The 18,347-nt window shown below is 68.5% G+C and carries 19 protein-coding genes and 1 tRNA gene; 12 read left to right on the top strand and 8 right to left on the bottom strand.

Annotation, left to right across the window (positions count from 1 at the left end):
- The first annotated feature begins 263 nt into the window (after positions 1 to 263).
- On the top strand, positions 264 to 470 hold the full coding sequence (locus CI089_RS06870; RefSeq protein WP_179223256.1) for an ABC transporter ATP-binding protein: 207 nt from the start codon (positions 264 to 266) through the stop codon (positions 468 to 470).
- Positions 471 to 534: 64 nt separating this feature from the next.
- Here CI089_RS06870 and CI089_RS06865 read toward each other — a convergent pair whose 3' ends face one another.
- Genes CI089_RS06865 through trxB form a run of 4 tightly spaced genes read right to left on the bottom strand, consistent with a single transcriptional unit; the run spans position 535 to position 3,996 of the window.
- Positions 535 to 936, bottom strand: coding sequence for an arsenate reductase ArsC (locus CI089_RS06865; RefSeq protein WP_094260798.1), 402 nt, complete (start codon positions 934 to 936; stop codon positions 535 to 537).
- Between the two features lie 11 nt (positions 937 to 947).
- Positions 948 to 1,940 carry a metalloregulator ArsR/SmtB family transcription factor gene (locus tag CI089_RS06860; RefSeq protein WP_373441582.1) on the bottom strand — a complete coding sequence of 331 codons (993 nt, stop codon included), beginning with the start codon at positions 1,938 to 1,940 and terminating at the stop codon, positions 948 to 950.
- The gene (gene arsB, locus CI089_RS06855; protein ID WP_256977594.1) at positions 1,937 to 3,031 is read right to left on the bottom strand and encodes an ACR3 family arsenite efflux transporter; all 1,095 of its coding nucleotides are present in this window, start codon (positions 3,029 to 3,031) and stop codon (positions 1,937 to 1,939) included. The genes CI089_RS06860 and arsB overlap by 4 nt, the downstream gene beginning before the upstream one ends.
- Complete coding sequence (trxB, locus tag CI089_RS06850) at positions 3,028 to 3,996, bottom strand: thioredoxin-disulfide reductase (RefSeq protein ID WP_094261283.1); 969 nt, start codon at positions 3,994 to 3,996, stop codon at positions 3,028 to 3,030. Before trxB ends, arsB begins: the two co-directional genes overlap by 4 nt.
- A 74-nt stretch (positions 3,997 to 4,070) precedes the next feature.
- On the opposite strand from trxB, the gene CI089_RS06845 reads away from it, so the two are divergent.
- Entirely contained in the window at positions 4,071 to 4,460 is a 390-nt protein-coding gene (locus tag CI089_RS06845) for an arsenate-mycothiol transferase ArsC (RefSeq protein ID WP_094260796.1), read from the top strand.
- Between the two features lie 49 nt (positions 4,461 to 4,509).
- On the opposite strand, the gene CI089_RS06840 is transcribed toward CI089_RS06845, so the two are convergent.
- Entirely contained in the window at positions 4,510 to 5,823 is a 1,314-nt protein-coding gene (locus CI089_RS06840; protein WP_094261282.1) for an FAD-dependent oxidoreductase, read from the bottom strand.
- A 90-nt stretch (positions 5,824 to 5,913) separates the two neighbouring features.
- Here CI089_RS06840 and CI089_RS06835 point away from each other — a divergent pair, with 90 nt between their 5' ends.
- From CI089_RS06835 to CI089_RS06800, 7 genes are all read left to right on the top strand, one after another.
- Positions 5,914 to 6,264 carry an ArsR/SmtB family transcription factor gene (locus CI089_RS06835; RefSeq protein WP_179223255.1) on the top strand — a complete coding sequence of 117 codons (351 nt, stop codon included), beginning with the start codon at positions 5,914 to 5,916 and terminating at the stop codon, positions 6,262 to 6,264.
- A complete protein-coding gene (locus tag CI089_RS06830) occupies positions 6,261 to 6,764 on the top strand; it encodes a GNAT family N-acetyltransferase (protein WP_094260795.1) in 504 nt (167 codons plus the stop codon). Before CI089_RS06835 ends, CI089_RS06830 begins: the two co-directional genes overlap by 4 nt.
- A gap of 476 nt (positions 6,765 to 7,240) precedes the next feature.
- Positions 7,241 to 7,717 carry a DUF2975 domain-containing protein gene (locus CI089_RS06820; protein ID WP_094260794.1) on the top strand — a complete coding sequence of 159 codons (477 nt, stop codon included), beginning with the start codon at positions 7,241 to 7,243 and terminating at the stop codon, positions 7,715 to 7,717.
- A complete protein-coding gene (locus tag CI089_RS06815) occupies positions 7,717 to 7,935 on the top strand; it encodes a helix-turn-helix domain-containing protein (protein ID WP_094260793.1) in 219 nt (72 codons plus the stop codon). The genes CI089_RS06820 and CI089_RS06815 overlap by 1 nt, the downstream gene beginning before the upstream one ends.
- A 120-nt stretch (positions 7,936 to 8,055) precedes the next feature.
- A complete protein-coding gene (locus CI089_RS06810) occupies positions 8,056 to 9,528 on the top strand; it encodes a DUF3375 domain-containing protein (RefSeq protein WP_094260792.1) in 1,473 nt (490 codons plus the stop codon).
- Positions 9,521 to 10,258 (top strand): DUF4194 domain-containing protein, encoded by a 738-nt coding sequence (locus CI089_RS06805; protein WP_094260791.1) that lies wholly within the window; start codon positions 9,521 to 9,523, stop codon positions 10,256 to 10,258. Before CI089_RS06810 ends, CI089_RS06805 begins: the two co-directional genes overlap by 8 nt.
- Complete coding sequence (locus CI089_RS06800; RefSeq protein WP_094260790.1) at positions 10,255 to 13,614, top strand: ATP-binding protein; 3,360 nt, start codon at positions 10,255 to 10,257, stop codon at positions 13,612 to 13,614. Before CI089_RS06805 ends, CI089_RS06800 begins: the two co-directional genes overlap by 4 nt.
- Here CI089_RS06800 and CI089_RS06795 read toward each other — a convergent pair.
- From CI089_RS06795 to CI089_RS06785, 3 genes are all read right to left on the bottom strand, one after another.
- Entirely contained in the window at positions 13,577 to 14,167 is a 591-nt protein-coding gene (locus CI089_RS06795; RefSeq protein ID WP_256977587.1) for a GNAT family N-acetyltransferase, read from the bottom strand. The two genes, CI089_RS06800 and CI089_RS06795, sit on opposite strands and share 38 nt — an antisense overlap.
- Positions 14,164 to 15,405 (bottom strand): cation:proton antiporter domain-containing protein, encoded by a 1,242-nt coding sequence (locus CI089_RS06790; RefSeq protein WP_094260789.1) that lies wholly within the window; start codon positions 15,403 to 15,405, stop codon positions 14,164 to 14,166. The genes CI089_RS06795 and CI089_RS06790 overlap by 4 nt, the downstream gene beginning before the upstream one ends.
- 144 nt (positions 15,406 to 15,549) lie before the next feature.
- Positions 15,550 to 15,633, bottom strand: a tRNA-Leu gene (locus tag CI089_RS06785).
- A gap of 141 nt (positions 15,634 to 15,774) precedes the next feature.
- On the opposite strand from CI089_RS06785, the gene CI089_RS06780 reads away from it, so the two are divergent.
- Genes CI089_RS06780 through CI089_RS06770 form a run of 3 tightly spaced genes read left to right on the top strand, consistent with a single transcriptional unit; the run spans position 15,775 to position 18,314 of the window.
- On the top strand, positions 15,775 to 16,515 hold the full coding sequence (locus CI089_RS06780; RefSeq protein WP_094260788.1) for an FhaA domain-containing protein: 741 nt from the start codon (positions 15,775 to 15,777) through the stop codon (positions 16,513 to 16,515).
- A complete protein-coding gene (locus CI089_RS06775) occupies positions 16,512 to 17,069 on the top strand; it encodes an FHA domain-containing protein FhaB/FipA (protein ID WP_064955281.1) in 558 nt (185 codons plus the stop codon). The genes CI089_RS06780 and CI089_RS06775 overlap by 4 nt, the downstream gene beginning before the upstream one ends.
- Positions 17,070 to 17,078: 9 nt before the next feature.
- Positions 17,079 to 18,314 carry a PP2C family protein-serine/threonine phosphatase gene (locus CI089_RS06770; RefSeq protein WP_094260787.1) on the top strand — a complete coding sequence of 412 codons (1,236 nt, stop codon included), beginning with the start codon at positions 17,079 to 17,081 and terminating at the stop codon, positions 18,312 to 18,314.
- The last annotated feature ends 33 nt before the right edge of the window (positions 18,315 to 18,347 follow it).

Below are 18,347 nucleotides of genomic sequence, written 5' to 3'. Positions count from 1 at the left end.
ACGGGCAGCCCGAACCCGCTCGATCAATCACCCAGGCTCACTGGGTTCTCGTGCGAACCCCACGGGAGACGGCGGTCGGTCATACCGCGACAGCAGCCATAGATCGAGCGAGTCGCGAGGAACACGCCGCCCCGCTGCAACGGGACGGCTCACAAGCCCTGAGAAGTCAGGCCTCATCCAGAGCACTGACTGTACCGGCGTCAGCAGCCGCGCACCAGCGGCAATCCTCCTCACGGCACCTGACACCGAAAGAAGGAGTTCTCATGGGAACCGTTCACCGCTCCGCCAAGACCGGCCGTTTCGTGTCGAAGGCAACCACCGCCCGCTGGCCCGATAAGACCACCACCGAGCGGGTGGGCTCCGGCACCAGCAACTCGACGACGGTGCACCGTTCGGCCTCGTCTGGCCGGTTCGTGACCGAGTCGACTGCCAAGCGCAACCCGGATGGAACGATCAGCCAGCGCGTCTGATCCCCGCTCGGAGGCCCGCACGCTCAGGCGTGCGGGCCTCCGTCATGCGTGAGGTGCTGCCATGTCAGACGAGCTCGCTCACGAGCTGCTCGATACGCGCACGGATGTCGTCGCGGATGGGGCGGACAGCGTCGATGCCCTGCCCGGCGGGGTCGTCGAGCTTCCAGTCCTCATAACGCTTGCCGGGGAAGAAGGGGCACGCGTCGCCGCAGCCCATGGTGATGACGACGTCGGAGGCCTGCACGGCTTCGGTGGTGAGAACCTTCGGCTGTTCCGCGGTGATGTCGATGCCAAGTTCGGCCATCGCCTGAACAGCGGTGGGGTTGATCTGGTCGGCTGGCATGGACCCGGCGGAGCGGACTTCGATGCGGTCGCCGGCGATGTCGCGGAGGAATCCGGCGGCCATCTGTGAGCGGCCGGCGTTGTGGACGCAGACGAAGAGGACGGAAGGCTTGGTGTCGGTCATGGTGGCTCCGGTCAGCGGGTGGAGGTGAGTGTGGCAAGCAGGGCGTCGACGCGTTGGGCGATGTCGTCGCGGATAGCGGCGACGCCTTCCGCGGAGGCGAGGGCGGGGTCACCGACGGTCCAGTCCTCGTAGCGGACGCCGGGGATGATGGGGCAGACATCGCCGCAGCCCATGGTGATGACGACGTCAGCTGCGCGGACTGCGTCATCGGTCAGCGGTTTCGGGAACCGCGGCTCGTCGTAGCCCACGGTCAGCTCATCGATGAGGGGCTGCACGTGGGGGTGGATCTCGGCGGCCGGGGTCGATCCGGCTGAGCGCGCCACGACGGCGCCGCCCGAGCGCTGATTCACCAGCGCCGCAGCAAGCTGGGAGCGGCCCGCGTTTGCGACGCAGACGAACAGCACTTGCGGCCGTCCATGCGCGCGGTCACGGGTGATGTCGATGAGGCGCTGGCGCGCGAACCGCTCGGTGAGAGATAGCAAATGGTTCTTCACCCGGGCGCTCTTGGCCAGGCCCGTGTAGGACTCGCGGACGATGGTTGCCACCAGGCTGCCGTTGAGCTGGGGGTAGTCCTGACTGAGCGCTTCGGCCAGGTGGGTGAGGGCGTCGTCAACATTCTCGAGGCCCGCATACTCTGCGCGAGCGGGGGCGATGGCGGCGGGCGCGAACGAGTCCAGCAGTGTTGTCACGGCCGGGCGGAGCGCCGGGTCGATTCGGTACCAGACCCACGTGCCACGTCGCTCGGAGGTGAGCACGCCGGTGTCGCGGAGAACTTTGAGGTGGTGCGACACGGTGGGCTGGGACACCTCGGCCAGTTCCGCGAGGTCACACACACACGATTCGCCGCGCGCGTCGGTCGCGATCGCGGACAGCATCCGCAACCGCAGCGGATCGGACAGCGCCTTCAGTGTGGTGGCGATCGCCGCGGCCGCGTCGTCTCCGATCGCGTGCGTTGGGGACGGGGCACAGGTGTCGTCTGTGGCGGTCGTGGGGGCGCTCATCATCGAGTCCTTTCCAGGGCGGGTTCGGGAATCGCATAGGGGTCGGCGTGGAACCATGCTCGCGCGGCCCACAGGGAGACGTAGACCAAGCCGACGAGCACAGGAACCTCGATCAGCGGTCCAACCACACCGGCGAGGGCCTGCCCAGACGTGGCACCGAAGGTGCCGATCGCGACGGCAATGGCGAGTTCAAAGTTGTTGCCCGCCGCGGTGAATGCAAGCGTCGATGAACGGGCGTAGCCCAGCCCGAGGGTCTTTCCGGTGATGAGGCCGGCGAACCACATGACGGCGAAGTACACCAGCAGCGGGACTGCGATCCGCACGACGTCGAGCGGCCGGGAGGTTACCTGTTCCCCCTGGAGGGCGAACAGCAGCACGATTGTGAACAGCAGCCCGTACAGCGCCCACGGCCCGATCGTGGGCAGGAACGAGCCCTCGTACCAGGCGCGGCCCTTGCGGCGTTCCCCGATAAGACGGGACGCGAACCCGGCGACCAGTGGCACGCCGAGGAAGATCAGCACGTTGAGTGCGATCTGCCACACGGACACGTCCAGGCCTTGGCTGTCGAGGCCGAGCCAGCCGGGGAGAACGGTGAGGTAGAACCAGCCGAGGATCGAGAAAGCGATGACCTGGAACACCGAGTTGATCGCGACGAGCAGGGCGGCCGCTTCCCGGTCGCCGCAGGCGAGGTCGTTCCAGATCACGACCATGGCGATGCAGCGGGCGAGGCCGACGATGATCAGCCCCGTCCGGTACTCGGGCAGGTCCGGCAGGAACACCCACGCCAGGGCGAACATCAACGCCGGCCCAGCGATCCAGTTCAGGGCCAGCGACGAAACGAGGAGCTTCTTATCGCCGGTGACGGCGGCGACCTTGTCGTAGCGGACCTTCGCGAGCACCGGGTACATCATGATCAGCAGCCCGAGCGCGATCGGGATCGAAATCCCGCCGAGCTCGAGGTGTGACAGCAGCTCGGACAGCCCCGGGACAAACCGGCCGAGGAGAATGCCGCCGGCCATCGCCAAGCCGATCCACAGCGGCAACCAACGGTCGAGGGTCGAGAGGCGGCGAGTTGCGGGCACTGCGTTGCTCACGCGAAAGCCTCCGCCGAAGCGAGCGCGGGGATGTCGAGCGCGGCGAGGTAGTGCTGAGCGTCCTGTGCGGCCGCGCATCCAGTGCCGGCGGCCGTGATCGCCTGCCGGTAGGTGTGGTCAACGAGGTCGCCGGCCGCGAACACCCCGGTGAGCGAGGTGCGCGTGGAGGGGTGCTCGACCAGCACGTACCCATCGGCGTCCGTCGCGACCTGTCCAGCGACCAGCTCGGAACGGGGATCGTGGCCGATCGCAACGAACACGCCCGCCACAGGAAGGTCACGCTCGGCCCCGGTGATGGTGTCGCGGAGACGAACTCCCTGCACCTTCTCGTCGCCCTGCAAGGCTGCGACCTCGCTGTTCCACGCGACGTCGATCTTCGGGTCCTCGAGCACACGCTGCGCCATGATCCTCGACGCCCGGAACGAGTCCCGGCGGTGAACAACGGTCACCTTCCGCGCGAACCGCGTGAGGAACAGAGCTTCCTCCATGGCCGAGTCACCGCCACCGACCACGAGGATGTCCTGGTCCCGGAAGAAGAACCCATCGCACGTCGCACACCACGACACGCCATGACCCGACAGGCGCTCCTCGTCGGCAAGCCCCAGCTTCCGGTACGCCGACCCCATGGTGAGGATCACCGCGCGGGCGTGGAACGTGTGCCCGGCGCCGGTCTCGATGACTTTCGTGTCGGATTCGAGATCGACGCGGATCGCGTCGTCGAGGAGGATGCGGGCGCCGAAGCGTTCGGCCTGCCGGCGCATCGTGTCCATCAGCTCAGGGCCCTGGATGCCATCGACGAACCCGGGGAAGTTCTCCACCTCCGTAGTCGTCATGAGCGCACCGCCCGCGGTGACAGAACCCGCAATGACAACGGGGGCGAGCCCGGCCCGCGCCGCGTACACCGCCGCCGTGTATCCCGAGGGGCCCGACCCGACGATGACCAGCTCAACCTCTTGAATCGACATGTATCTATATTGACAGACGCCTATGTAGGGCGCAATTCTGATCATCGACACCACAACGTACCGAGGAGAGCCGCATGAAACCGACCGTCCTGTTCATCTGTCAGCACAACGCCGGCCGCTCTCAGCTCGGCGCCGCTCTCCTCGAGCACCTCGCAGGGGAGCGCTTCACCGCAGCATCCGCCGGTCTCGCCCCGGCCGAGACGGTGAACCCTGCTATCGCCGCGACCGTTGCCGAGCTGGGGATGGACATAATGGGGCGCGTGCCCCGCGCGGTAACGCCTGCTGACTTGGAGGCTGCCGACGTCGTGGTCCTCATGAAGCCCGGGTTGGCGCTGCCCAGCGCTCCGCGCGGGGAGGTTCTGGAATGGTCGTTCCCCAACCCTGAGTCCTGGGATGCCGACGCGGTCCGTCCGCTGCGCGAAGCGGTGTCCAACAAGATCCAGTCGACTCTCCTTACCCACTGAGCTGACAGCAGAAGGGGGGCAGGCCGCCGGCCTGCCCCCCCCTGCGTTCTCATACCGATGCCGGTGCCCGCCCGATCTGCAATGCCGGAGGCGCGCAACACGCCCCTCCTAGCGAAGCCCCGGACGCATCGAACAGCCCTGCGCCGCCGCAAACACCAGTGTCCGGGAGGACGAGCTCGACGCGGCGGGCGGCTGCGCGGTCACCCGCGATTTCAGCTGCAACGCTGCGGACTTGCTCGTACCCGGTGAGCGCGAGGAATGTCGGCGCACGGCCGTAGGACTTCGCCCCGACGAGGTAGAAGTCAGGTTCGGGCTGAGCGAGGTCGGCGGCTCCGGTCGCGGCGACGGAACCACAGGAGTGGACGTTCGGATCGACCTCCGCGGCGATCCGAACCGGCGCCTGCAACGTCGGGTCCAGCTCCAACCGCAGCTCGGAGAGGAACGACAGGTCGGGGCGGAAGCCAGTGAGGACCACCACCCGGTCGGCCGTGAGAGTGCGACCATCCTCGGCGACTAGGACGGGACGCTCACCGTCACGGGTCACATGTTCGATCCGGAACCCCGTGACGAGGGAGACCAGGCCGGCATCGACGTGCTCTTTCGCTTCAATCCCCAGCGCGCCTCGTGCGGGCAGCTCGTCAGCGTCACCCCCACCAAAGGTGTTCCCGACGGCCGCTCGGCGCAGCGCCCAGGTCACCGTCGTCGACGGGTCCCGGCGAGCCATGCGGGCAAGGGCCAGCACGGCCGTCACGGCGGAGTGCCCCGAACCGATGACTACGGTGTGCTTGCCCGCGAAACCAGCACGGTCACGAAAGTCGGGGATGCGGTACGAGAGCAGGTCCGCGGACGCCGCCTCGCCGATGGCGGGGAGCCCGTCAGCTCCCGCCGGGTTGGGGGTCGACCAGGTGCCGGACGCGTCAATCACAGCTCGGGCTTGCATCCGATACTCCTCCCCTCGAGCAGGCGAGACGTGAAGGGTAAACGGCTGATCCCCGCGGCCAGCATCGACAAGGCGGTCCCGGCCGAGCCGCGAAACTCCCGTCACCCGGGCACCGAAGCGAACGCGATCACCCAGGACAGCAGCCAGGGGCGCGAGGTATCTCTCGATCCACTGCACCCCAGTGGGGTACCCCGTCGTCGGAGCCTGCCACCCCGAGCCGTCGAGGAGACGAGCGCCCGCCGCGTCGATCAGCTCAGGCCACTCGGAGAACAGCCGCACATGCCCCCACTCCGCGACCGCAGCCGCCGGAGAAGCGCCAGCCTCGAGCACCACAACAGGCACCCCTCGCTCGACCAAGTGCGCAGCCGCGGCAAGACCCTGGGGGCCCGCACCGATCACAGCCACCGGCAAGACGTTCTTCACAGCACCCTCATCCATTCATTGACGAACATCGATTGATCGAGCATCATCTATACATCGATGATTGTCAATGTGTCATGAGAGGATTGCATGATGACTGCACAGCTCCCGCTTCTCTCCTCGGCGGAAGGCGAAACCTGCTGCTCTGCGGTGACCGGAGCCGTGATCTCGCTCGAAGATGCTGAGCGCACCGCCCGGACATTCAAAGCGCTCGGCGACCCCACGCGCGTGCGCCTGCTGTCTCTGATCGCCGCATCCGCCGATGGGGAGGCGTGCATCTGCGATCTCACCGAGCCCGTCGGCCTCTCGCAGCCGACCGTGTCGCACCATATGAAGCAGCTCGTCGACGCCGGTCTCGTCACCCGCGAGCAGCGCGGCCGATGGGCCTACTACCGCGTCATCACCGACGCTCTCGACGCCGCATCCCGCGCCCTCCGCGCATGAGCGACATCGCCGTACGAGCCCTGACCGAGAGGGACTGGCTCGAGGTTGAAACGATCTACCGTGAAGGCATCGTCGCCGGAAACGCGACGTTCCAAAGCGAACCCCCATCCTGGGCCGACTTCGACCAAGGAAAGCTCCAGGTTGGCCGGCTCGTCGCCACCGATCCCGCCGGCTCAGTCCTCGGCTGGGTTGCTGCGTCCCGCGTCTCTGGACGCGAGGTCTACCGCGGAGTGGTAGAACACTCCGTCTATGTTGCCGATCGCGCCCACGGCCGCGGCGTCGGCACGGCACTTCTCACCTCCTTCCTACGCGCAGCTGACGCCGCTGACATTTGGACGGTGCAAGCAAGCATCTTCCCCGAGAACACCGCCAGCTTGGCCCTCCACGAGCGTGCCGGCTTCCGCCGTATCGGCTACCGCGAACGCATCGCGTACATGACCTACGGCCCCTGGTCGGGCAAATGGCGCGACACGGTACTGGTGGAGCGCCGCCACCCCTGATCTCATCTGAATTCTGCGATCACTCGTTTCCTCAGGGCGAGACATCCCGCTTACCTGGGGTTCAGCCGATAACCCCCTGCTCGATTCGCCGTGATCGATGAAAACACGTTCGCCGCCAGCGACCCGGAGCTCGGCGGCCTGCGCGTTCGGGTCCTGCTCCCGCTTCGAAACTCGGGCGTTGCCGACCTCATGTGCCATGCCGAAAACGTTACTGCTGAGGTTTCGGTGCGAATCGGTTTCGGCGGGGGGTTTCGGCAGGGGGTTTCGGCGGATCGGTCCCCGGCGTGTCGCGCAGCTGCTCGTCGATGTCACGAGCCTGCCGTAAGCGATCGTTTAAAGCCGACCATCGCCAGGTACTTGGTTCACGCTGTGGAGCCAGCTGACCCGGCCGGCATCCCGGCCGCTACGCGCCCAGGGGGTAGGCACCTATCGAGAAACGATCTATCGTTTCTCGATACCTAGTGAAGGAGCGCGATATGAACCGGACCCTGATCGCCACCGCCAAGATCGTCTTCGCCGTACTTGCCCTCATCGGGCTCGCGCTCCAGCTCTTCATCATCCCCGCGAACGTCGCCGGCCTCGCCAGCGCCTACGCGGAGGTCGCCAGCATCGAGCCCGTCATCATCGGGTGGGGAGCTTTCGTCATCGCCTGCGGTCAGGCAGCGGTCATCGTCACGTGGCGCTTGCTCGATCTTGTGCGCGACGACAGCATCTTCACGACCGACGCCTTCGCGTGGGTGCGCGCGCTGACGTGGTGCCCCGCCGCGATCGGGCTCAGCACCCTCGCGATGTTCGTGGTGCTCAACGCCGCGCACGTCACGCCGCCGGCGCTCATGCTCGGCATGCTCGCCGCGATCGGAGTCAGTGCCGCGGCGACATTGATCCTGGCCGTGCTGTTCACGCTGCTTCGGCAGTCCGCGTCCATGCGATACGACCTTGCGGAGGTCATCTGATGCCGATCGTCGTCGACATCGACCGGCTCATGGACGAGCGCGGCATGACCGTCGCTGAATTGTCCGCGGCGATAGGAATCACGCCAGCGAACCTTGCCGTGCTCAAGAACGGTCGCGCGAAGGCCGTCCGCTTCTCCACGCTCTCTGCGCTCTGTGAGGTGCTCTGCTGCCAGCCCGGCGACATACTCCGATACGACAACGCCCCAGCCGGCACGTAGGCTCGGGCCCCCACCGGTGTTCTGCGTCCGGTCGCGAACGCGCGGATGGCGCGATTCGCCGACGCTCGACGGGATCTGACGCGACGGCTCGATGTCGGCGCGCCGGATACTGTTGCATGGATGGGAAGTACTCGCGCTGAGGCCGCATATGTGCGTGCGTTGTCGGCGTTCCGCACCCCCACGCTCGATCTCCTCCACGGCCGCTACGCGCCGTTCGTGGTCGCAACGCTCTCGCTCGTCTTCTCCGTCGACCGGCCGTCCGTCGAGATCTCGGATGCGCACGCCGAAGTCGCCGAGATCCTCGACGAGCTGCGTGCGGCCGGATACGACGAGGACGACCGCGCGCTGCCGGCCGGCACAGCCCGTGAGATCTGCCGCTACTGGGTGCGGGTGGGATGGCTCGTCCCCCAGATCGACGGCGACGTCGAGGTCTACCGGCTGACGGCGCATGCGGTGGGCGCGCTGGAGATCACCGGACGCACCACCGGCGGCCGCACTCGCGTGTCGAACTCGCGCGTCCGCACGCTCCTCGAGGCGGTCGAGCGACTCTCCGACCACGCCGAGACCGACCCAGAAGTGCGCCTCGCGCGCCTCATCCGCGAACGCGACGCGCTCGACGCCGAGATCGCACGCCTGCAGCTCGGGGAGTCCGAGCCGATCGACGACGAGCAGCTGCTCGAAGAAGCCGAGAACGTGCTGCACCTGGCACGTGAGCTGCCCGCCGACTTCACGCGCGTCGCGGAGTCGATCAAGGCCATGCAGCGCGATGTCGTCGCCGACCTCCGGCGCGATGTTCGACCCACCGGCGAAGTGCTGCGCGAGTACCTGCAGCGCGGGCAGTACGTCATGCAGTCCACACCGGAAGGCCGGGCGTTCGCCGGCGCGCTCAGGCTGATCGGCGATCCCGAACGCATCGACAGCCTCACCGATCAGCTGCACACTCTGCTCACGCAGCCCTTCTCGCGCCTGATGGACGCCGAGCAGCGCGCCGAGCTCGACGCGATCGGACGGCGCGTCGAACTCGGCGTCGAAGAGGTTCTGACCGCGCAGCGCCGTGCGTCGCGGGTCATCACCGCGCAGGTGCGCACCCATGACCCCATCCGTGATCGCCACGTCGACGATCTGCTTCGGGATGTCATGGCCGGCCTGCAGGTCTGGACGCACAGCACGTCGTCCGAGGCCACGGTCGACCCGGTCCGCAGCCTGCCGACGGCAGACATCCGCCACCTGCGGCAGTCGACGACCGACATCCGCCCGCCCCGTGCGCCGGCACCGCTGACAGCGTCCGACGAAGACGCGGAGATTCTGGATGCCGACACGCGCGCGTGGGGCGGTCCGCGCTACGCCGAGCTCGAGGCACACGTCGCGGCCCTCGGCGAGGAGTTCGACCTGGGTGAGGCCTTCCTCGCCGCAGACGACGACGTGCGCCGCCCGGTCGACCTGGTCGGCCTCCTCGAGATCGCCCACCGCAACGGCATGCGCGAGGGCGACGACCTCTCGGTGGTCGAGGCGCGTCGCCCGGACGGAACCACCCGGCGCTTCGCCTTCGGGTCCGTGACCGCCCGCACCTCGAAGGAGTCCAACGATGACTGACACCGCCACCCTCGGCACAGCTGAAGACGAGGCCCCGGGCGACGGCGCATTCGTCGAGCCCGCCGCGATGGAGGACGATCTCGGCGAGCTCTTCCCCGGCGATCGCGGAGTTCTCGATCCCGCGGTGCGCCGCGTGCTCGTCCACCTGCTGCAGCGGCGGTTCGTGCTCGCCGACCGCAACCGCGAGGAGTGGACAGCCCTCCTCGACAATCAGCAGCTCGTCGAATCGCGCCTCAACGACCTGTTCGTGCGGCTCGTGATCGACCACGACCGCGGCGTCGCCTACAAGCAACAGGTGCGCTCGGACGAGCTCGATGTTCCGATCCTGCTTCGGGATGCTGCATACACGCGCTCCGAGACCCTCGTCCTCGTGCACCTGCGCACGGTGTACCAGCGGGAATCGGCGGCCGGGGAGCCGGCTGCCCGGGTCGACATCGAAGACGTCGAGCAGACCGTGATGAGCTACTTCGCGGATGCCGAGGGCGACACCGCGAAGCGACAGAGACTCATCCGCAAGGCGATGGACCGGCTCGCCCGCGACGGCATCGTCGACGAGGAGACGACGGGCCGTTTCCGCATCAGTCCGCTCGTCGAGATCGTCCTCAGCGCCGAGAAGCTGCGCGAACTGCGCGAGTGGCTGCGGGACCGGTCGGGGGCGGACGACACGGGTGGCATCACCGCCGAGGAAGACGAAGAAGGCGACGACGAACCTCAGGAGGAGGAGCTGTGACGATGCTCGAGACGCTGTTCGGGCTCATCCCGGCGGCATCCCGCGGCCAGCAGTGGCTCGCCGAAGACCTTCAGCTCATCAACTGGGGCGGCTACGAGGGCGCCCATCGCGTGCGCTTCTCCCCCGGTGCCACTCTTCTGTGCGGTGGCTCGGGGTCGGGCAAGTCCACGCTCATGGACGCGTACATCGCGCTCATGATGCCCCACACCACTCCGTTCAACGGCGCCTCGAACGGTGGCGTCACCGGTCGTCCGCGCGGCTCCGAGCAGCGCAACATCCTCTCCTACGGCCGCGGCAAGATCGACGAGTCGCGCACCGAGGACGGCACGAAGATGACCGTCCTCCGCGGCGACGGCGAAGACACCTGGACCGCCGTCTCGATGACGTGGATCGATCACGACGGGTCGCAGTTCACGGCGTTGCGCGCCTGGTACATCCCGGCCAGCGCTCGCGTGCTCGAAGACACCGTGCGCGTGCGGGCGACGACCGATCGGGCCTTCGACCTCCGCTCGCTCGAACCGGCCGCCGCGCAGCGCCTCTCCGACGCCGCCGTGCGTGACGCCGGCCTGGAGCCCGTGGGAACGGACCGCGAGTTCTCGGCCCGCCTGCACGCGGTGCTGGGCATCGGGGCAGCGGGGGCCGGTGCCAAGGCGATGAGTCTGCTCGCCCGCATCCAGGCCGGGCAGCAGATCACGACCGTCGATGACCTCTACAAGCGTCTCGTGCTCGAAGAGCCCGAGACGATGGAGACGGCCGACGCCGTCGTCGCGCACTTCGACGGACTCGAGAGCACGCGCATGCGCATGCTGACGGCCCGGCAGCAGGTGACCGCGCTCACACCCATCCCGCAGCTGCGCACCAAGATGGCCGCCGCCGCCGAGCGCGTGAACCTGATCGACGAGGTCGGCTCGTTCTCGGATGCCGGGTCGCTCGCCACCCTCTGGCGAGCCGACAGACGCCTGGGGATGCTGCGCGACGTCGAGACCGAGCTGCGCGAACGCAAGACCGCGGCCGAGGTCACGCTTCGCGAGAAGCGTGCTCTCGCAGATGGCGCCGAGGCGGAGCGCGATGGCCTGATCGACGTGCTCCGGCTCTCCGGCGGGGATCGCCTGGCCACGGCGCAGCGCGAACTGCGCGAGGTGGAGCGGCGGCTCACCGACGTCCGGCGACACCGCGAGGCGCTCGACGTTGCCCTCCGCGGTCTGGGCGTCGAACTCTCGAACCGCGACGAGTTCACGGCGTTCATCTCCCGCGCCCGGGCAGAGCTCGCCGACTCCGATGCGAAGGCCCGTGCTCGCTCCGCGTTCGCTGAAGCCGCGTCCACAGCGAAAGCCGCGCGGATCGAGGTCGCAGAACTGGAGGCGGAGGCTGAGCGCGTGGCCTCTCGTCACGGCAACATCCCACCCGCTCTGCACGAGTCGCGCGAGCGGCTCGCGGAGGCCGCCGGGCTCACGACAGCCGACCTTCCGTTCGTCGGCGAGCTCGTCGAGGTGCGCACTGAGTTCGAGCCGTGGCGAGAGGCGTTCAACCTCGCGCTCGGCGGCTTCGCCACGACGGTGCTGATCGATACCGCTCATCTAGGACGGTTCCGGGCGGCGATCGAATCGGTCCACACCCCCGTGCGATTGCGCTTCGAGGGCGTGCACGCCGGCCTGGAGCCGGTCGCCAACCTCGACCCGCAGACCCTGCCCGGGCGTCTCGACTACCAGAGCTCGCCGTTCACCGGCTGGCTGCAGGAGCGGCTCGAGACCCGTCACGGATACGTCTGCGTCGATTCCAGCGCCGAGCTGCCGAAGCACCGCATGGCGCTCACGATCACGGGACAGGTCGCGCAGGGAAACCGCGGCGCGCATGGCGGCCACGGCCGCGAGAACGTCCTCGGTTTCTCGAACGAGCGACGCCGGCACGACGTGGCACGTCTCGTCGACGACGCTCGCCGCCGTCTCGACGACGCCCTGCGGGAGCGGAAGGCCGCCGAGACCGAGCTCGACACGGTCGACTCGCGCCTTGCCGTGTACGCCAAGATCACCGACCTGACCTGGGAAGAGGTCGATGTCGAGGCGGTCACCGCGGGACGGGATCGCTGGATCGGCGTGCAGAGCGACGTCACGGCCGCCAACCCCGAGATCGCCGATGTGCAGCGACGGATCTCCGACATCAAGGACCGGATCGCCCGCCTGCGCGACGAGATCGCCCGCGTGTCGATCGAGCGCGATCAGATCGAGGCGCACTGGGCCGAGGTGATCGACGACGTCGATTCGGATCAGTCCGTGCTCGACGACGCCGAGCGGGCAGGGCGTACTCTCTCCGCCGCACAGTCCGCGTTCCTCGACGAGCGATTCCATCTCGATGGGCCGACCTCGGACGCCAGCCCGTCCGAGGCGCTGAACCGCTTCTCCGCAGCACTCGCGACGGCCGCGCAGCGCCTCGCAGAGGACCGACGGGCGGCCGTCGACGCCCTCGACGAGAGCCGCGATGGCCTGCGACGCATCATGGTGAGCTTCCTCGAGCGGTGGCCGAATCCGAACCTGCTGCCCGACCCCGACACCTCGATCGACGACTTCGAACGCGCTCTCCAGGCGCTCGAGACCAGCGGGCTGCACGAGCTCGAGGCCGAGTGGCGTGACAGCCTCCTCAAACTGTCGGGCAACGACCTCACGAACCTCGACTCGACGCTCAGCCGATCGATCCGCGAGATCCGTGATCGCATCGAGCCGATCAACCGCATCATGCAGGACCTGCCGTTCTACGACGACGACCATCGCCTGCAGATCACCACGCGCGAGAACCAGTCCGAGCCCCGCCGGCGCTTCCGGCGCGAGCTGCGCGAGGTGCGCGGGCTCATCGAGAACGCCACGACCGATGACGAGCGCGAGCACGCCTACCGCCGGATGTCGCGCCTCATCGGGCACATGCGGCGGTCGGCACCCGATTTCGGCGACCTCATCGACGTGCGCAACCACGTTCGCGTGAGCGCCGAGCGCGTGGATGCCGTGACGAAGAAGCACGTCGCGCTGTACGACCACATCGGCGAGAAATCCGGCGGCGAGTCGCAGGAGCTCATCGCCTTCATCGTCGGCGCGGCGCTCCGCTACCAGCTCGGCGACGCCAGCGCCGAGCGCCCCCGCTACGCCCCCGTCTTCATGGACGAGGCCCTCATCAAGGCCGACGCCCACTTCACCAAGCGTGCGATCGGAGCGTGGCGCGGGCTCGGCTTCCAGCTCGTGATCGGCGCCCCGAACGACAAGTACAGCGCGATCGAGCCGCACGTCGACGTCGAGTACGACATCCTCAAGGACACGCGCGGCCGCTCCTGGGCTAAGCCGAAGGTCGCCCTGGAGGCCCCGGCGTCGTAACGGTGCGGGGCATCACCTTCTCGAACCGGAACATCAGCTCCGGCACGTCCTCGTCGACCTCGGGCGAGTGGTCCTCGTCCCCCGGCGCCTCGCCGGGGTGTTCGAGCGGATGCCCGGGGTGGAAGAACTCGACGATGTGGAAGCCGCACACGTTGACGTAGAAGTGGATGTTGCGCACCTCGAAGTGGGGGGTGTGGGTCTCCCAGATCCGGGTGTCCGGGTAGCGCGCCTCGATCGCTCGCCAGGCGGCACGCCCCAGCCCGCGCCCGTGAGCGCCGGCATCGATGAAGAAGAGCTCGAGCGAGCGGCGATCGTCGTCGCCCGCGATGACCGCGCCGCCCACGACCTCGCCCTCCGTCACAATGTCGAACACCCCCGAGGCCGGGTCGTCGAACGAGGCGAACACCTCGCGGTCCGAGGGCGTCGGGACGTCCGCGCTCGGGCCTCTGTCGGTCACGGCGAGCGCGAACGACGCCTGCAGTCGCCGGGCGAACGACATCCGCTCGTTCTCGTCGGCGGGTCTGAGATCGACCTGTCGGACGGCTGCGTTCACGAGGACTCCTTCACTGTCGGCTGGCGGTCATGGTCGGCTCGCGGTGCACCCCAGAGACGTCGCACGAGCAGCGGGCCGCCGATCCCGTGCAGCACGACGCTGCCGAGGACGACCATGCAGGTGGCGGCGAGCACGAGGAAGCCGTCCTCGCCGGGAAGCGCGTTGGCCGCGATCAGGCCGAACACGATGGATGCCGCGCCGCGCGGCCCCATGGCGGCGATGAAGAACCGCTCCTTGGCGGTGGCGTTGCTGCCCCGAAGGGCCAGAGCCACCGGCACGAAGCGGCCGACGGTGAGCGCGACCAGCGCCAGGACGATCGCGGGCCACCAGTCGTAGGTCTCGCTGAGCAGGATGATCGCGGCGAAGCCGAACGCCAGCCAGAGCAGCAGGTTGGCGAGCCAGCTCAGGTCCTCGAGGAGCGCGAGCTCGGCCCGCGGGATGCCGTTGGCCCCTCGTGTGACGCGGATCACGAACCCGGCCACGAAGACGGCCACGAAGCCGTTGCCGTGGAGCATGACGGCCGCCGCGAACACGACGACGGGCGCGGCGACGAAGGCGATCCGCATGCTCTGCGCCTCGGTCCAACCGCGGTCATCGGCGAACCGCGTCGTGACGCCGATGCCGAGGCCGAGGAGTCCGCCTACGACGATCGCGATGACGCCCGCGGGTGCCGCGACGGCGAAGGCTCGTCCCGCGTCACCGGTGTTCCCCGCGCTGGCGAAGGCGAGGGCGCCGAGCAGCAGCGGCGACACGAGGCCGTCGTTGTAACCGCTCTCGACGCTCAACCACCGACGCACCCGAGCGGGCACGCGACTGTCACGAACGAGCGAGGTCTCGGGGGCGAAGTCGGCGGGAACCGCGATGCACGCGATCGCCAGGATCACGGCGATCGACAGACCGAGCGGCAGGATCAGACCGACCGCGAGCACGAGCAGCAGCGACAACGGCAGCCCGATGCCGAGGAGTCGCGCGGGGACGCCCGTGAACTGCGAGCGCAACGAGCCCCGGACATCGAGGGCGTCGACGAAGAGCAGATACGCGAGCACGACCTCCGCCAGCACGAGCGTGACTTTCGACTCCATGAACAGAAGGTTCTGCGTCGGCAGGAGCGCCCCCGCGACGAGGCCGATGGCCGTCATGACGATCGGCCCGTTGACGCTCGCCCGCCGGAACAGACGGCTCCACAGCGCCCAGATGAACAAGGCGAGGCCGATCACGAGCAGAACAGTCGTGGGCATCGGCTCTCCCGGTTCGTCAACACACGGCGCCGCCGGCGGCGACCGCGCGAACGTATCGGCGCGAGATGTGCGCTCGATAAGAGAATCGGGATCGAACGCCGAAGGCCTCCGCCGGTTTCCCGGTCGGAGGCCTTCGTCTCACTGTGCGCGAGGGGGGACTTGAACCCCCACGCCCTTGCGGGCACTGGCACCTGAAGCCAGCGCGTCTACCTATTCCGCCACTCGCGCGAGAACGTGTTTGCACGAACTCAACTTCCCGAGGATATCACGCCGATGGCGGCTCCTGAGCCGCGATCGGAGGCCCAATGCATGGTCCGTTCAGCCTCGCTGACTACGATGAAGCAACCATCCGCCTGCCTGAGGAGCCCAGTGGGACTACTTGACAGCTTCGAGAAGGGTCTCGAGCGTGCCGTCAACGGCGCCTTCGCCAAGACCTTTCGCAGCGGCGTCCAGCCGGTGGAGATCGCCTCGGCCCTCCGCAGCGAACTCGACAAGAAGGCCGCGGTCGTCAGCCGCGACCGCATCCTTGTGCCCAACGCCTTCACGGTGCGCCTGTCCGACAACGACGCCGAGCGCATGAACGCGATCGGGCCGGCTCTCCTCGACGAGCTGCGCGGAATGGTCGAGAAGCACGCGAAGGCCCAGGGGTACTCGTTCTCGGGCGCCGTGACCGTGACGCTCCAGGCCGACCCGCAGCTGTCGACGGGCACCGTCCGCGTCGACTCCAACTCGGACGCGGGCGCCCGCGTGTCGTGGCAGGCCGTGCTCGACATCGACGGGACGCGTCATCCGATCGTCGCAGCCCGCACCGTCATCGGGCGCGGCAGCGACGCCGACATCACCATTCCGGATGCCGGAACCAGCCGCAAGCACGTCGAGATCCTCTGGGACGGCGAGCGCGCCATGGTGCGCGACCTCGGCTCCACCAACGGCACCCAGCTCAACGGCGCGCGCGTCAGCGAGGCCGCCCTGCCGTCGGACGGCGTCGTGCGCATCGGTCGCACCGACATCGTCTTCCGCGTCGTCCCGCAGGCCCAGGCTCCCGCACGTCCGCGGATGTCGGCGGCCGACGCGACCCGCATGTACGACACGCGAGGTGAAGCCCGATGAGTCCGCTCACCCTCCTGCTGCTGCAGATCGGCTTCCTGGTCCTGCTGTGGTTCTTCGTGTTCGCCGTCGTGTACTCGCTGCGCGCCGACCTGTTCGGCGTGAAGGTGCGCAAGCTCCCCGAGCCGGCGGCGGCCGGCGCCGCGCCTGCGGCGAGCCCCGCGGTCACCCGGCCCCCCACGTCGTCTCCGGATGCCGCCACCGCCGCCGTCGGCGCGGTTGGCACCCCGGCCCCGGCAGGCAAGGGCGGAAAGGCGACGACCGACGCCGTGTCGCGCATCGTCATCACGAGCGGCCCCAAGGCCGGCCTGGAGCTTCCGCTCGGCTCCGAGCCGCTGACCATCGGCCGCTCGAGCGAGTCGGGTCTCGTCATCCGCGACGACTACACGTCGAGCCACCACGCGCGTCTGGTGCTGTGGGGCAACCAGTGGATGATCCAGGACCTCGATTCGACCAACGGCACGTGGCACGACGGCGAGCGCGTCGCTTCTCCGGTTCCGGTCGTCGTGGGGGCGCCGATCAAGGTCGGCGCGACGACGTTCGAACTGCGGAAGTAGCCCGCACGCATGGTCTTCCAAGGCTCCAGCGCCGCCATCTCGCATACCGGGAAGGTGCGCTCGAACAACCAGGACTCGGGCTTCTGCGGCTCGAACCTGTTCGTCGTCGCCGACGGCATGGGCGGTCACGCGGGCGGTGACGTCGCGTCGAGCCTGGCGGTCCGACGGCTCGAGAGTCTCGACCACGCCTTCTCGTCGACGACCGAGGCCGAGGCGGCGCTGCGCGAGGCGCTGGCCGACACGGCCGCGGAGCTGATCAGCACCGTCAAGGTGCGCCCCGAGCTCGCCGGCATGGGCACCACCGTCAGCGCGCTCGTCATGGTCGACGAGTACGCCGTCATCGCCCACATCGGTGATTCGCGCCTGTATCTGTTCCGCGACGGGACGCTCACCCAGATCACGACGGACCACACGTTCGTGCAGCGCCTGGTCGACTCGGGCCGCATCACTCCCGAGGAGGCCCGCTACCACCCGCGCCGCTCGGTGCTCATGCGCGTGCTGGGCGACATGGATCCCGATCCCGAGATCGACACGTTCATCATGCCCACGCAGCCCGGCGACCGGTGGCTGCTGTGCTCCGACGGACTGTCGGGCGTCGTCGACGACGCGCACACCGCGAAGGCGCTCGGACAGGGCTGGGCTCCGGGCCGCACGGCCGACAGCCTCCTGAAGCAGGCCCTCGACGGCGGGGCACCCGATAACGTCACGATCGTCATCGTCGACGTCGGAGGCCAGCACCCGCTCTTCAGCGGACCGCCGACGGTCGTGGGCTCCGCCTCTCACCCCCTCGGCATCGAGGTGCCTGCGGCGCGTCCGCAGCGCAGCAGCTGGCTGCATCCTGCCCGCCAGGCCGCGAACGAACCGACGCACTTCGAACCGGCCGCGGAGTTCCTCGAGGAGCTGATCGAGGAGGACCGCCGCCGCGCACGCCGGCGCCGGCTCACCTGGTTCGCGGGCTTCATCGTCATCCTCGCGGCGATCGGCGTCGTGCTGTTCGGCGCCTACAGCTGGACGCAGACCCGCTTCTTCGTGGGCGTCGATGAGGACACGGTCGTGATCTACCGCGGCATCCCGCCGAGCATCGGACCGATCTCGCTCTCCTCGCCCGAGGAGGACACCGGGATCGCCCTCGCCGACCTGGCTCCGTATCAGTTGGACCTGGTCAAACAGACGATCACGGCCGACTCGCTCGCCGAGGCTCGAGCCATCGTCGCGAACCTGCGCGTGGACGGAGGATCATCGTGACCGGCACCGCCGTATCGGCCGACACCTCGGTCA

The organism is Microbacterium sp. Yaish 1 (genome assembly GCF_002245215.1).
Classification (GTDB): Bacteria; Actinomycetota; Actinomycetes; order Actinomycetales; family Microbacteriaceae; genus Microbacterium.
The sequence above is the reverse complement of the archived record's forward strand: the minus strand, read 5'-3'. Positions and strand labels throughout refer to the sequence as shown.

Coding starts and splice junctions, on each gene's coding strand:
- CI089_RS06870 (WP_179223256.1), top strand. CDS start 264: ATGGGAACCGTTCACCGCTCCGCCAAGACCGGCCGTTTCGTGTCGAAG.
- CI089_RS06865 (WP_094260798.1), bottom strand. CDS start 936: ATGACCGACACCAAGCCTTCCGTCCTCTTCGTCTGCGTCCACAACGCC.
- CI089_RS06860 (WP_373441582.1), bottom strand. CDS start 1,940: ATGATGAGCGCCCCCACGACCGCCACAGACGACACCTGTGCCCCGTCC.
- trxB (WP_094261283.1), bottom strand. CDS start 3,996: ATGTCGATTCAAGAGGTTGAGCTGGTCATCGTCGGGTCGGGCCCCTCG.
- CI089_RS06845 (WP_094260796.1), top strand. CDS start 4,071: ATGAAACCGACCGTCCTGTTCATCTGTCAGCACAACGCCGGCCGCTCT.
- CI089_RS06835 (WP_179223255.1), top strand. CDS start 5,914: ATGACTGCACAGCTCCCGCTTCTCTCCTCGGCGGAAGGCGAAACCTGC.
- CI089_RS06830 (WP_094260795.1), top strand. CDS start 6,261: ATGAGCGACATCGCCGTACGAGCCCTGACCGAGAGGGACTGGCTCGAG.
- CI089_RS06820 (WP_094260794.1), top strand. CDS start 7,241: ATGAACCGGACCCTGATCGCCACCGCCAAGATCGTCTTCGCCGTACTT.
- CI089_RS06815 (WP_094260793.1), top strand. CDS start 7,717: ATGCCGATCGTCGTCGACATCGACCGGCTCATGGACGAGCGCGGCATG.
- CI089_RS06810 (WP_094260792.1), top strand. CDS start 8,056: ATGGGAAGTACTCGCGCTGAGGCCGCATATGTGCGTGCGTTGTCGGCG.
- CI089_RS06805 (WP_094260791.1), top strand. CDS start 9,521: ATGACTGACACCGCCACCCTCGGCACAGCTGAAGACGAGGCCCCGGGC.
- CI089_RS06790 (WP_094260789.1), bottom strand. CDS start 15,405: ATGCCCACGACTGTTCTGCTCGTGATCGGCCTCGCCTTGTTCATCTGG.
- CI089_RS06775 (WP_064955281.1), top strand. CDS start 16,512: ATGAGTCCGCTCACCCTCCTGCTGCTGCAGATCGGCTTCCTGGTCCTG.
- CI089_RS06770 (WP_094260787.1), top strand. CDS start 17,079: ATGGTCTTCCAAGGCTCCAGCGCCGCCATCTCGCATACCGGGAAGGTG.